Here is a 13,606-nt window from a genome sequence, read left to right on the forward strand (position 1 = left end):
GCGGCGTGCGCCGCCCCGCGCAGTCGGGGGTCAGAAGGTGATCTTGGCTTCGACGCCATAGGTGCGCGGCGTTCCGGGATAGCCGATCGCTACGTTGAGCCCGGAATATTTGGGCTGCACATATTCGGTATAATAATTTTTATTCAGCAGGTTACGCGCGAAACCGTAGAAGCCGAAGCCGCCGCGCTCGACGCCCAGCCTCAGGTTGAGCATGCCGAAGGGATCCTGCACCGCCGCATTGTCGGCGCCCCAATATTTCTTGCCCGAATGCTGATATTCGATGCGGCCGAAACCCTCGATATCGCCGCTGATCGCAGTGCGATATTGCAGCGATGCGTTGAGCGTGAAGGGCGTGGTGCGCGGCGTGCGGTTGCCGATATCGGCGGGGAACAGCGTCTTGCGGATATTGGTGTCGATATAGCCGATGGCGAGCCCGGCCTCGAGCCCCTTCACCGGCTGCGCGATCGCTTCCAGTTCGATGCCCTTGATCCGTACCTTGCCGATATTGTCGATGATCTGCGATGCGGTCAGCGCGTCGACATAGAAGAACTGGTAATTGTCGACGTTCATCAGGAAGGCGGAGCCGTTGATCGTCAGGCGCCGGTTCAGCCATTGCGTCTTGAAGCCCAGCTCGAAATTCTCGAGCGTCTCGGCCTTGAACGATGGCACCGTCACATTGGGCGCGTTGAACCCGCCTGAGCGGAAACCGGTGCTGTAGGTGGCATAGACCAGCCGGCCGTTCCTGGGCTTCCAAGTCAGGGTCACCTTGGGCTGCCAATGGTCGAACGACAGGTCGCGCTTGGCGCCGGTGGTGACATTGGTCTGTTCGCGGGCGTCGCTGTCGTAGCGCAGGCCGCCGGTCAAGGTCAGCGTATCGAGAATGTCGTAATCGACCTGGGCGAAGCCGGCATAGGCCTTGTTGCGGGCGATTTCGTTATTGTCGATGATCACCAGTCCGGGCGTGTCGATCTGCGCCGGATCGCTGTTGATGTCGATGAAGCCGCGCGTGCGCAGCGCGCGCCGCGTGTTCAGATAATAGCCGCCGACCAGCCAGCGCAGCGGGCCGTTGTCCGCCGAGACCAGCCGGATTTCCTGGCTGAAGGTCTTTTGCGAAAGATCCTGGCCCTGGCCGAGCTGGAAGCCGAGCCCATTGAAGCCCGACGGCGTATCGACGGGATTGCTGAAATCCAGATCGGCGCGGTAGATCTGCTTGAAGCGCGTATAGGCGGAGATGCCGGTCAGCGTCGCGAAACCCAGATCATAATCGACCTTGGCGGTCAGATCGCCGCTATGCCCCTTGGCGAAGCCGGGGAAGTTGAACTGCGGATCGGGGAAATCATTGGGATTGCCCGACTTGACGACGGCATAGCCGTTGGTGCCGCCGCGAAAATCGCGATACTGGCCGCGCAGGTCGATGCTCAGCGGCTCGCTCGGCGTGAACAGCAGCCGGCCGCGCAGCGAATAGTCGTGATCGATGAAATCGGTGTGGTCGCCGCGGAAGCTGTTGCGGATCAGCCCGTCCGATTGCTTGTACGTGCCTGAGACGCGGAAGCGCAGCACGTCGTCGACGATCGCGCCCGATACGCCGGCCGAGGTCTCCAGCGTGTCGCCATTGGCATAGCTCAGATTGCCGAAACCGCCGAAATCGTTGGACGGCGCCTTGGTGACCACGTTGATCGCGCCGCCCACCGCGTTGCGGCCGTAAAGCGCGCCCTGCGGCCCCTTCAGCACTTCGACGCGCTCGAGATCGAACAGCGCGACCCCCAGTTGCTCCTGGCTGGTCTGCGGCACGCCGTCGATGACAAAGGCGATCGGCGGATCGGCATTGGTGATCTGCGTCAGCCCGCGCATCGTCACGAAGCTGCTGGAATAATTGTTGCCGCGATCGAAGCTCATATTGGGGATCTGCGCGATGATGTCGCCCGTCGACCGGATGCCCGCATCGGACAGCGCCTGATCGGTGAAGGCGCGCACCTGGATCGGCACATTCTGCAGCGGCTCGGCGCGCTGCTGCGCGGTGATGATGATGTCGGCGGTATCCGCGCCGGCCTCGCTCTGGTCCTGCGCCCATGCCGGGCCGCTTCCCATGATCGCAGCGGCTGCGCATCCCGTCAGCAGGTAGCGCGCAACGCTCTTTCCAGTCCGTACCATCATCCCTGACTCCCTTTTTATCTTCGGGAGTATCAGACCATGACGGGGCGGGGCTTGGCCAACGGGTTATGGGGTGGTTGCGGGCGAATATGGGTAGTGGAGGGGGTAATGACCAATCCGCTCGCTTCGAGCAGCGTCGGGCCTGTCGAGACGCGACCCGTCGAGAAGTCGTCCGGCGTCCGGGGCCTTCTCGACTTCGGTTCTCGGCAAGCTCGAACCTGCGCTCGAAACAAACGGGGTGGGTGGGCGATGGATGGGGTACGGCGTGCCCTTCACCCGTCCTGCATCACCCGCGCCACCGCTTCCTTGCGGCTCGATACCCCCAGCTTGGCATAGGCCTTTTTCAGGTGGAACTTCACCGTATTGTCGGTCAGCCCAAGCCGGCGCGCGATCAGCTTGTTCGATGCGCCGTCGGCCAGGTGCGCGACGATCTCGGCTTCGCGGTCGCTCAGCATGTCCGGGGATCGGAATTGCGGATGCGCATCCAGCGTGTGCAGGATCGCCTCGGCATGTTTCTGGTCGATCGCCGCCTGCATCAGGGCACGGGCGCGCAACAGCAGCGGCCGGATCGCCGCGCCTTCCTCGACGAACGCCGCGGTCACGCTTTCGGTGCAGGCGATACGCACGGCTTCCGCGATCGCACGGTCGGCTTCCGCGCCGTCGCCGGCGGCTTCGCTGGCGCGCGCCAGCAGCACCAGGCCCTTGATCAGCGTACCGATGCGATCGCCCTGCTGGCCTTCGTCGATCATCGCGCGCGCATGGCCGCAGGCCGCCTCGGGGACGGCGGCCCGCAGCGCGGCGGCGACCAGCGCGCGGCGGGCCATGTCGCGTTCGCGCCACGATATGCCGGCGCCTTCGCGCGCGGCCGATCGTTGCAATGCGGGATCGCGGAGCAGTGCCGTCGCGGCCTCTGCGCTCATCCCGCCCGCGCGGTGCAGGCTGGCCAGCGCGTGGAGCAGCCCGGCGCAGCACGCCATGCCGCGCGCCTGCAGGCGCGCATCGGCGGTCTCGATCATGCGGATCGCGGCGTCGCGCCCATGGCGGCGCGCAATGACGTCGGCGATCACCGGATAGGCGATGGCATATTGCTCGAACCAGGCTTCGCCTTCGCCGAACTGTTCCAGCGCCAGCCGGATCGTGTCGCCGGCGCGCTCGCGGTAATTGCGTTCATGCTCGATCACCGCCAGCGTGATCTGCGTCATCGTCGCCACCACCGGTTCGGCATTGCGCCGCGTTCGCTGGTCGCGCTGCATCGCGGTCGCCAGTTCGCCCGCCTGGCGGAGCTGGCCGGCGGCGAGCATGATCAGCATGTCGTGGGTATGCAGATGCGCTTCGGCAAAGCCCAGCATCCCACCGGTCTCATAGATCTCGCGTGCACGGATGACCGACTGGCGCGCAGCGGCAAGGTCGCCGCGCTGCTGGTGCACCACGATCATTGCATTCTCGCACCACGCCCAGAGCAAAGGATAGGCGCTGGCGCGCGCCAGGATCTCCGCTATCCGTCTCTCGCAATCTTCGATCGGTCCGTCGATATAGATCAGGAAGATCAGTTCCAGCGCGTCGCATTCCACCGCGAAAGGGATGTCGCGTGCCGCGTCGCCGCTGGCTGTCGATCGTTCGCGGACCAGCGCAAGCATCGCCATCGCGCTGCCGAAAGCGCCGGTCTTGAAATGCGCCAATGCAGCCATGAGCTGGATGCGCGGCAGCGCCGATACCAGGGCGGCCGGCGTTTCGCGCAGGATCGCGCGCAATTCGCCCGCGCCATAGGCCAGGAATACGTCCAGAAAGGGTAGGGCCCCCGCGATCCGGGTCTGGATTTCGGCATCGCCGCTCAGCACGGCATGGCGTACGGCGGCGGCATAGCGTTCATGCTCGCCGAACCATGTCGCGGCATCGCCATGCATCCGGCGGATCTGGTCGCTGCCGCGTGCGCCGCGCGCCTGTGCATAATCGGCGAGCAAGGGGTGAAGCCGATAGGCGGGTTCACCCTCGGACGCGCTGCGTAGCACCAGCGTGGGCAGGCGCGCCGCGATCTCGGCGAGTTGTTCGGCACTGTCGCTGCGGCCGCGGATGTGGTCGGCCAGCGCGGGCTCGATGTAGTCGAGCGCCGCGATGTCGATCACCAGCGCGCGCAGCGCATCGGGCAGGTCGGCCAGCACCTGTTCGGCCAGATAATCGGCCACTTCCTCCACCTGTCCGCCAAAGCCCGGCGCATCGGCGTGCCTGCCCGCGCGTTCGCGCCACAGGCGATAGAGTTGCACTGCGACCGGCCAGCCCTCGGTCTGCTCCACGATCCGCGCGAGTTCGGGCGTGTCGGGGGCGATATCGAGCGCGACTGCGATCTCGTCCTCGCTCAGTCGCAATTCGCCGGGATCGATGATGCGTACCGCACCCTGCGCGCGCAGCGCCGACAGGTTGAGCTGCGGCTTGCGTCGCGTCGCCAGCACCAAATGGATTTCGGCGGGCAGCGCCTCCACCATCACGTCGATCATGCGGGCGATCGCGGGATGCTCGACGCGCTCATAATCGTCGACGACGATCACCAGCGGCTGGGCGAATTGCTCCAGGCGCAGCAGCATGTCGTCCAGCGTAGCCTTGGGGCTGGCATTGCCCGCCTTGCGCTGCGCCATGTCCGCCATATCGACCCCGGCGCGGTCGAGCGACAGCGCCAACATCTGCAGGAACATGTCGGGTTCGCGGTCGAGATCGGAGGCGGTGTACCAGGCGGCGGCCAGTCCGCGATCGGTCAGCGCCTTCACCCATTGGGCAAGCGCGGTCGTCTTGCCGTAACCGGTCGGCCCGATCAGGATCGTCAGCCGTCCGGCACGTGCGACTTCCAGCGATCGTTGCAACAGCGCCCGGCCCGCCGCGGCCACATGCTGCGCGGGCGGCGCGATCCGGCGCAACTGCGCGCGCCGTCGCGAGAGGCCGGGGGCTTCCGGTTCAGGCGCGGTCATCGGCGGTTCCGTTCAACTCCGCACCTCCATGCGCGCCGCGTGTTCGTGCATCAGGATGCGTCGCACGCTTTCAGGCCGCAAGCCGGTTCCGCCGGAAACGCCCTTCCGTCATGATCACGGGTATCGCTTCCGGCCGTTCGAACAATGTCACGTCCTCCAGCGGATTGCCCTCCAGCACAAGCAGGTCGGCAAAGGCGCCGGGCGCGATCACGCCCAGCTTCCCCGTCATCTGGATCAGATCGGCATTGATCGAGGTGACGGAGCGCAGGATGTCGATCGGCTTGCACACTTCGCGCCGCAAACGGAATTCGCGGCTCTGCCGGTCCATCAGCCCGCCCAGCAGATCGGTGCCGAAGCCGATCCGCGCGCCGCCCTGGACGAGCCGGTCGAGCGCGAGATAGGCTTGGTCCGCCACCTCGCGCACCTTGTCGACCATCGGCGCGGCCAGGCCCAGGCCCGGCCCCAGCGTCTTCAGCGCGTCGATGATCGCCAGGGTCGGCACCGCGAAACCATGATTGCGCACGATCGCGGCGACGCCGTCCTCCTCGATCATCGTCGCATGCTCGATCGATCTTACGCCCAGTTCGACGCAGCGCAGCGCCGCTTCATTGGTATGCGCATGCGCCATCACATAGGATCGGCGCGTCCGCGCTTCCTCGACGGCGACCGCGATCTCCGCGTCGCATAGCTGGTTCATCCAGATCGGATCGCCGGGGGAGAGCACCCCGCCTGATACGAACAGCTTGATATGGTGTGCGCCCTGGCGGAACTGCTCGCGCACGATCTTGCGCATTTCCTCGGGGCCGTCGGCGACCACCGACAGCGCCCCGCAATAGGCACAGGCGCACAAGGGCGCATGATCGGGCCCGCGCGGATCGCCATGGCCGCCCGTCTGGCTGATCGCGAGCCCGGGATAGAGCAGGCGTGGCCCGTCAATTAGCCCGGCCGCGAGCGCTGCCGCCAGCACGTGATCGCCGCCCGCCGCGTCGCGCAGCGTGGTGAAGCCGCGCTGGAGCGCACCTTCCATGATCCGCCGCGCATGGAGCGCGCGCAGCCCCGGCGCGATCGCGTCGATCCGCGCCGGATTGGGTTCGATGCCATAGCAATGGAAATGGGCGTCGATCAGCCCGGGCATCACCACGCGCCCGTTCACGTCGATCCGGTCCCCGGTGATCGCCGCCGCGATCGGGCGGTCGGATATCTCGCGGATGATCCCATCCTCGACCAGGATCGATCCGCCTTCCAGCAGTTCTTCCGATCGTCCGTCGAAGATCGTGCAATTCTCGAATATCGTCGCCATCGTCACCTCTGCCACGGACAGATTTCGACCATCATGGCTCCGATGCAATCGGCCGGTCGGGTAGCGGGGGCGAATATCGGGTAGCGATGCGGAATGAACCGCTTTCTGAAGCCGTCAACGATCGATGTGAAAAATTGGCGTCGCATGATGAGGGAAATGCGCCGTCGCGCGTCTTATGAAAGGATGCTGTCGACGGTCGCGCACGCTCCCGCCGCATGACCACAGGCATCGTCGCAAGTTCGGATTTCCGCCGGTAACCCCTTTGATCCGGCGGGAATCGAAGACCTGCGCCGCCCCGCCATGCTGCGGGGCGGCGCTTTTTCGCCTCTATATCGCCTCCACATAATCTGGTGCTGCCTGCAGCCGCTCGATATCGCGGCGAGGCGGGGCGCCGAACAGGCGGCTATATTCGCGGCTGAACTGGGATTGACTGTCATAGCCGACGGCGAAGCCGGCGGTGCCAGCGCTGGCGCCCTGGGTCAGCATCAGCCGCCGGGCTTCCTGCAGCCGCAGATGTTTCTGATACTCCAGCGGCGTCATCCGCGTCACTGCCTTGAAATGCGCGTGGAGCGAGGATGCGCTCATGCCCGCCGCCGCCGCGATCTCGTCGATCCGCAGCGCTTCGTGATAGCCGCGCCGGATGCGCGCGATGGCGCGGCTCACCTGGCCCAGATGGCTGTCCGCCGCCGCCATGTGCCGCAGCATCGGGCCGTGCGGGCCGTTGAGCAGGCGATAGAGGATCTCGCGTTCGATCAGCGGGCCCAGCGTGGCGATGCTTTCGGGCCGGTCGAGCAGCTTGACGAGCCGGCACGCGGCGTCCGTCAGATCTGGATCGCCCGGATAGACAGCGAGCACGGGCAGATCGGCCTTGGGACCGCGCGCGCGCTCCGTCAGCATCAGGTCGGCCAGCGCCGCCAGGTCGAGGTCGATCTTGCAACAGAGATAGGGGCGCTCAGCGCTGGCATCGATCACATGCCCCACCAGCGGCAGGTCCACCGAGACAAGCAGGTAACGCGACGCATCGTAGATCACGCTGTGATCGCCCAGCGAAACGCGCTTCGATCCCTGGGCGATCAGGCAAAGTGACGCTTCATAGACCGAAGGCACGGGCTCGGTCGGGCGATCAGCGCGGATCAGCGAGAGGCGTGGGACGGCTGAAGTCGCCATTCCACTTTTCGGTGCATGGCGCATGATGGATGTAGCGAGTTCGTTGATCTTGTCCATGCATTCCATTTTCATCAGCCGATTCCGGATCGCAAGCGTCCAGCATGATGATTTGGAGGATCGTGCAAAGTCTTCGGGTGATCGCTGTAACGTTCGGGCCTGATCCCGCGCCATATCCCGTCGGGCAATTCCAGCAGGAAAGGAACGATCATGACGGGACTGAACGAAAAGACCATCCTTATCACCGGCGCTTCCAGCGGCATCGGCGAAGCGACGGTGCGTGAACTGGTAGGCACCGGTGCGAAACTGTTCATCGGCGCGCGCCGTGGCGACCGGCTGAAGGCGCTCGCCGACGAACTGGGCGACAATGTCGCCTGGCGCGAACTGGACGTGACCGATGCGGAGAGCTTCCAGGCGTTCGTAGACGCGGCCGAGGCTCACTTCGGACGGATCGATGTGCTGATCAACAATGCCGGGATCATGCCGCTGTCGCCGCTCGCTGCGCTTAAGCGCGACGAATGGGCGCGGATGATCGACGTCAATATCCATGGGGTGCTCAACGGCATCGCATCGGTGTTGTCGCGCTTCACCGCGCAGCGTTCGGGCCATGTCGTCAATGTGGCGTCGATCGGTGCGCATCTCGTCGTGCCCACGGGCGCCGTCTATTGCGCCACCAAATACGCGGTCTGGGCGATCACCGAGGGATTGCGCCAGGAGCAGGACGATATCCGCGCCACGATCATCTCGCCGGGAGTTGTCGCGACCGAACTGGGCAATGACATCACCGATCCCCAGGTCGCGGATGCGCTCAAGGATTGGCGACGGAAATCCCTGACGCCCGACGCGATCGCGCGCGCCATCCGTTACGCGCTCGAACAGCCGGAGGGTGTGGATGTCAATGAAGTGATCGTGCGCCCGACGGCGGCGGGGATGTAACTCCGGCTTTTCCCCGGATCGGATGTGCGAAGCCCGGACAGGTGCATAACTGTCCGGGCTTTGTCGTTTCTCTTGCATCTTGCAATTGATAGTAAATCGCATTAGCGGCATGCGCCTTCGATGTGACCGACGTCACGAGAGACGAGATCAAAAAGGGGAAAATAATGCGCCGTTCATTCCGGGGCCTGCTGACGGGCGCCGCATGGTTGTTGACGCCGGCGCTGCTTCACGCTCAGCAGCCCGAGGACGCCGGCCAGGCATCGAATGAAAATGAAGAGGCGGACGATACCATCGTCGTGACCGGTTATGGCCGCTCCAATCAGCCGACGGGGGCGACCGGCCTGCCGCTCACACCCATCGAAACCCCGCAGACGATCAGCGTCATCACCCAGCAGCAGATCCAGGATCAGGGCTTCACCTCGATCAACGACGCGCTCGATTTCACCGTGGGCATTTCGAAGAAGGACATCGATCGCGGCCGCAGCGCGATTTCCGCGCGCGGCTTCGAGGTCCAGAATTTCCAGCTCGACGGCGCCCCGTTCGTCAACGGCAATCGGCTTCGGTGAGACGAGTACGGCGCTGTACGAGCGAGTGGACCTCGTCCGGGGCGCTGCCGGACTGATGCATGGCGCGGGCGATCCCTCAGCGGTGGTCAACCTGATCCGCAAGCATGCGACCGCCAGCGATTTTTCCGGCTATGCCACGCTGGAGGGTGGATCATGGGGGCGTGTCGCCGGCACGCTCGACGTCCAGTCGCCGCTCAACGCCTCCGGTACCGTGCGCGCGCGCGCTGTCGCCCAAGCCTATCGTCAGGAAGGCTTCGTCGATCACGAGAAGAAGAAGGGGCTCATCCTCTACGGCGTGATCGATGCCGACCTGGGCGAGCGAACCAAATTCTCGATCGGCGCCAGCTATCAGCGTGACGAGCGCGACGGTACGATGTGGGCGCAGCTTCCCTATTGGTTCAGCGACGGTACGCGCACCAACTGGCCGCGATCCAAGACCACAGGCACCGAATGGGGATTCTGGAACACGACCGAGATCACCGCCTTCGCGACGCTGACTCATGAGTTGAACGGCGGATGGAATATCCGCGGCGATGTCGGCTATCACAAGGGCCTGGAGAATTCGAAGCTGCTCTGGCTCGACGGCACGCCCGATCGTGTGACCGGGCAGGGCGTCAGCAGCTCCGGCTATTGGTACAAGGCCGATCCCGAACAATGGCATGGCAGCATCCAGGCGAATGGCCCGTTCCGGCTGCTCGGCGGCGAGCATGATCTGGCGCTGGGTGCGATGGCCAGCTATCTCGAAGGCGGCTGGACCAACCGCGATCCCATCGCCATCGATCCGGTCGGCGATTTCAATCGCTGGGACGGCAATATCGCCGAGCCCGAATGGGGCGATCGCTATGTCCTGTCGGGCATGGGCAACACCACCCAGGCCGCGCTTTATGCGACGACGCGGATCAGCCTGATCGACGGGCTGAAGCTGATCGCCGGTGGCCGCCTCAGCTATTTCAAGCGCAACGAGGAGCCGGATGCCTGGGGCGGTCTCGCGTATCGGCTGACGTACAAGAACCAGATCACCCCTTATGCCGGCCTTATCTACAATATCCTGGACAATCTGTCGGTCTATGCGAGCTACACCAACATCTTCAAACCCCAGGGCAATGTCCGCGATCGCGAGGGGCGATTGCTCAACCCGCTGGAAGGCAAGAGCTATGAAGGCGGCGTGAAGGCGCTGCTGCTCGACGGCAAGCTGCTGGCCACCGCCGCGGTCTATCGTATCGAGCAGGATAATCTGGCCGTGCCCGATCCCGGCCAGTTCGTGCCGGGCACCTCCAACCCGGCCTATCGCGGCGCGATGGGCACCGTGGCAAAGGGCTATGAGCTGGAGGTCGTCGGCAAGGTCACGCCGCAATGGGACGTCAGCGCGGGCTGGAGCAGCTATAGCGCCAAGGATGCCGATGGCGCGCATGTGCTCAGCCACCAGCCGCGCCGGGCATTCAATTTCTCGACCCGGTACGATTTTGTCGGTTCGCTCGACGGATTGAGCATGGGGGGCGCGTTGAAATGGGAAAGCCGTCCGCCCGTCACCGCCGCAAACCCGGGATCGGGCGTGGTGGAACGGATCGGCCAGCCCGCTTATGCCCTGGTCAACCTGATGGCGCGCTATGAGTTCAGCAGGCAGCTTTCGCTCCAGCTCAATGTCGACAACCTGTTCGATAAGAAATTCTTCAGCGGCAACAGTTGGTTTCCGGGCTTTGTCTATGGCGAGCCGAGGAACGCGCGCGCGACCTTGCGCTACGCATTCTGACGATCTGCATGGGGGCGCCCCTGGCGTCCCCGTGCAACGTGCCGTCCGCTCCCCGCATATCGTTCCGATAGGGCCTTCCCGGCCGGATGATGGTATATCGAAGCCACGCCGGGCCAATTGGAGAGTCGAAACGATAACAGCGAAAGGAGCGGGACGATGCCACCGGTTCTGGACGAGGCGAGGCTGCACGCCTTTGTAGGAAAGATGCTGGGCGATCTTGGCGGCGCGATGAGCGTGCCGACGGTTCGGCTCGGCATGCGGCTTGGACTGTTCGACGCCCTGAATGAGGGATCCGCAACGGCCGGTGAACTCGCGCAAAGAGCGGGCGGCCTTCACGAACGCTATGTACGCGAATGGGCGCTGGCGCAGGCCGCGAACGGGTATATCGATTTCGATGCCGTCCGTGACGAATTCAGCCTCTCAGCCGAACAGGCCATGGTCTTCGCGAACGGCGACAGCCCGGTCTATCTTGCCGGCGCTTTCGAACTCGTCGCCGCGATGATCGAGGCCGAAGCCAAGGTCGAAGAGTGTTTCCGGCACGGCAAGGGCATCAGATGGGGCGATCATGCCGGCTGCCTGTTCTGCGCCACCGGAGCCTTTTTCCGGCCCGGCTACGTCAACAATATCGTTCAGTCATGGATTCCAGCGCTCGACGGTGTGGAGGCGCGGCTGCATTCGGGCGCCCGTGTCGCCGATGTGGGTTGCGGCGTGGGCTTCTCGACATTGTTGATGGCCCGGGCATATCCCGAAAGTCGCTTCGTCGGCTTCGATTTCCATCAGCCCTCGATCGAGGAAGCCCGGCGTCATGCCGAGGCGCATGGCCTTGGAGACCGCGTTCGTTTCGAGGTAGCGAAGGCGAAGGAGATCGCCGAGGACGGGTTCGATCTGGTCACCATGTATGATTGCCTGCACGACATGGGCGATCCGCTCGGTTGCGCGGCGCATATGCGTCGCATTCTGGCGGCCGGTGGAAGCTGGATGATCGTCGAACCGATCGCCGGCGATGCGCCCGCCGACAACATGAATCCGGTCGGGCGGCTTTACTATAATGCCTCGACCATGATCTGCGTGCCGACCTCGCTCGACCAGGAAGTCGGTGCGGGGCTCGGCGCCCAGGCCGGTGAGGCCCGGCTCGCGCGGATCGTCAGCGATGGCGGATTCGCCTCGGTCCGCCGCGCGACCGAAGGACCGTTCAACATGGTGCTGGAAGCGCGGGTGGATTAGCCCCGCTCCCCATTACGGAAGCGCGTACCCGACGGTGGATTGCGCGATCAGGCGGTCCTCCGTGCCCTGCCAGATGCGCACGTCGATCGTGGCGAGGCGTCGGCCGAGCTTCAGGATGCGGGCGTCCGCCATGATCGGTTCGACCCTGCAGGCGCGCAGGAAGGTAATCGACAGCGCGTTGGTCACCGCCATCGGCTCCGGCCCGTGATGCGCCGCGATCGCGGCATAGGCGGCGACGTCGACCAGCGCCATCAGCGTGGGGCCCGAAACGATGCCGCCCGGGCGCAGCATGTTTGCGCCGGGCTGCAGTGTCATGCGGACGGAACCCGGGGCGATGCCGACGACCTCGCCCAATGATGGACGCGTTTCCGCCGGAAAGGTCACGTCGAGGAACGCGGTCAGTTCCGCGACGCTCATTCGCGGTGTCGGTTGGTGCGCGTCCTGTGCCATGAACTCGATTCCTTATCCCGGACGTTCCCGCCTGTCTTCTTCCGGTCGCCTTGTGTGCCCACGCCCGAGGCCGCGCAATGGGATGCCGACCGCCCATTGCCTGCCCGCCATTCGTTCCGATAGGAACCGGATCATGACCGGATCATCGCCCGCCACCGCCCTGCACATCCAGACTCCGCTATTGGCCTGCCGTGCGCTACCGCCGGGATCCTCGCCACGGGTGCGGTTGAAGATGGAATGCGATCAGCCGTCGGGGTCCTTCAAGATCCGAGGCATCGGCCATCTCTGCCAGCGGCTTCATGCCGAGGGGGTGGCCCGGCTGGTCTCCTCATCGGGTGGCAATGCCGGCTTCGCGGCGGCCTATGCCGCGCACAAGCTGTCGGTGCCGATCAGCGTGATCGTGCCGGGCACGACCTCGCAGGCGGCGATCCAGAGGCTCAGGGAAGTGAATGCCGATGTCGTCGTGCATGGCGACGATTGGGACACCGCTGATCGCGCGGCGCGCGAACTGGTGGATCGCGAGGGCGCCGGCTATGTCCCGCCCTTCGATCATCCGCTGATCTGGCAGGGCAATTCCACCCTTGTGGACGAGCTTGCCGTGCAGGGCGAGCGGCCGGATGCCGTCGTCGTGGCGGTGGGTGGGGGCGGGCTGTTCAGCGGCGTCGCCCTGGGCATGGAGCGCGCCGGATGGAGCGATGTCCCGATCGTCGCGGTCGGCGCCGAGGGGGCGGACGCGCTGGACCAGTCGATTCGCGCCGGTCGCCTCGTCACGCTGCCTGGGATCGGATCGATCGCGAAAAGCCTGGGCGCTCGCACGGTGGCGCAGGCGGCGTTCGACTGGCAGTCGCGCCGGCCGGTTTCATCGGTGGTGGTTTCCGATCGCAGCGCGCTGAACGCTTGCAAGCGCTTTGCCGACGAGCACCAGACACTCGTGGAGCCCGCCTGCGGCGCGGCGCTGTCGCTCGTCTATGACCAGCACGACGCGATCGCCGGGTTCGGCGATATCGTCGTCGTCATATGTGGCGGCATCGGAGTGACGACCGGGTTGCTCCAGGCGTGGGATGCGCAATTGAAAGCCGGTTGATCCCGCCGCGCCGAAGCGCGGGCG

The 13,606-nt window shown here is 65.0% G+C and carries 10 protein-coding genes; 5 read left to right on the top strand and 5 right to left on the bottom strand.

Annotated features, from left to right (window positions below; all coding sequences use genetic code 11):
• Window positions 1-30 precede the first annotated feature (30 nt).
• The 4 genes from ACODTA_RS11395 to ACODTA_RS11410 all read right to left on the bottom strand — a co-directional run bounded on the left by ACODTA_RS11395 (window position 31) and on the right by ACODTA_RS11410 (window position 7,632).
• The gene (locus tag ACODTA_RS11395; protein WP_489066023.1) at window positions 31-2,154 is read right to left on the bottom strand and encodes a TonB-dependent receptor; all 2,124 of its coding nucleotides are present in this window, start codon (window positions 2,152-2,154) and stop codon (window positions 31-33) included.
• Window positions 2,155-2,423: 269 nt separating this feature from the next.
• Complete coding sequence (locus ACODTA_RS11400; RefSeq protein WP_489066024.1) at window positions 2,424-5,108, bottom strand: LuxR C-terminal-related transcriptional regulator; 2,685 nt, start codon at window positions 5,106-5,108, stop codon at window positions 2,424-2,426.
• 70 nt (window positions 5,109-5,178) lie between these two features.
• Complete coding sequence (locus ACODTA_RS11405) at window positions 5,179-6,408, bottom strand: metal-dependent hydrolase family protein (protein WP_489066025.1); 1,230 nt, start codon at window positions 6,406-6,408, stop codon at window positions 5,179-5,181.
• A gap of 327 nt (window positions 6,409-6,735) precedes the next feature.
• Window positions 6,736-7,632 (bottom strand): AraC family transcriptional regulator, encoded by an 897-nt coding sequence (locus tag ACODTA_RS11410; RefSeq protein ID WP_489066026.1) that lies wholly within the window; start codon window positions 7,630-7,632, stop codon window positions 6,736-6,738.
• A 150-nt stretch (window positions 7,633-7,782) separates the two neighbouring features.
• On the opposite strand from ACODTA_RS11410, the gene ACODTA_RS11415 reads away from it, so the two are divergent.
• The 4 genes from ACODTA_RS11415 to ACODTA_RS11430 all read left to right on the top strand — a co-directional run bounded on the left by ACODTA_RS11415 (window position 7,783) and on the right by ACODTA_RS11430 (window position 12,048).
• Window positions 7,783-8,508: an SDR family oxidoreductase gene (locus tag ACODTA_RS11415; RefSeq protein ID WP_489066027.1), complete on the top strand. Its 726-nt coding sequence runs from the start codon at window positions 7,783-7,785 to the stop codon at window positions 8,506-8,508.
• Window positions 8,509-8,672: 164 nt separating this feature from the next.
• Window positions 8,673-9,074, top strand: coding sequence for a TonB-dependent receptor plug domain-containing protein (locus ACODTA_RS11420; RefSeq protein WP_489066028.1), 402 nt, complete (start codon window positions 8,673-8,675; stop codon window positions 9,072-9,074).
• 25 nt (window positions 9,075-9,099) lie between these two features.
• Window positions 9,100-10,824, top strand: coding sequence for a TonB-dependent siderophore receptor (locus ACODTA_RS11425; RefSeq protein ID WP_489066029.1), 1,725 nt, complete (start codon window positions 9,100-9,102; stop codon window positions 10,822-10,824).
• A gap of 156 nt (window positions 10,825-10,980) precedes the next feature.
• Window positions 10,981-12,048, top strand: a complete 1,068-nt coding sequence (locus ACODTA_RS11430) for a class I SAM-dependent methyltransferase (protein ID WP_489066030.1) — start codon at window positions 10,981-10,983, stop codon at window positions 12,046-12,048.
• Between the two features lie 12 nt (window positions 12,049-12,060).
• Here the strand turns inward: ACODTA_RS11430 and ACODTA_RS11435 are convergent, their stop codons facing one another.
• On the bottom strand, window positions 12,061-12,498 hold the full coding sequence (locus tag ACODTA_RS11435) for a PaaI family thioesterase (protein WP_489066031.1): 438 nt from the start codon (window positions 12,496-12,498) through the stop codon (window positions 12,061-12,063).
• 133 nt (window positions 12,499-12,631) lie between these two features.
• Here ACODTA_RS11435 and ACODTA_RS11440 point away from each other — a divergent pair, with 133 nt between their 5' ends.
• The gene (locus ACODTA_RS11440; protein WP_489066032.1) at window positions 12,632-13,582 is read left to right on the top strand and encodes a pyridoxal-phosphate dependent enzyme; all 951 of its coding nucleotides are present in this window, start codon (window positions 12,632-12,634) and stop codon (window positions 13,580-13,582) included.
• Window positions 13,583-13,606 lie beyond the last annotated feature (24 nt).

The organism is Sphingomonas sp. FG14 (genome assembly GCF_057809675.1).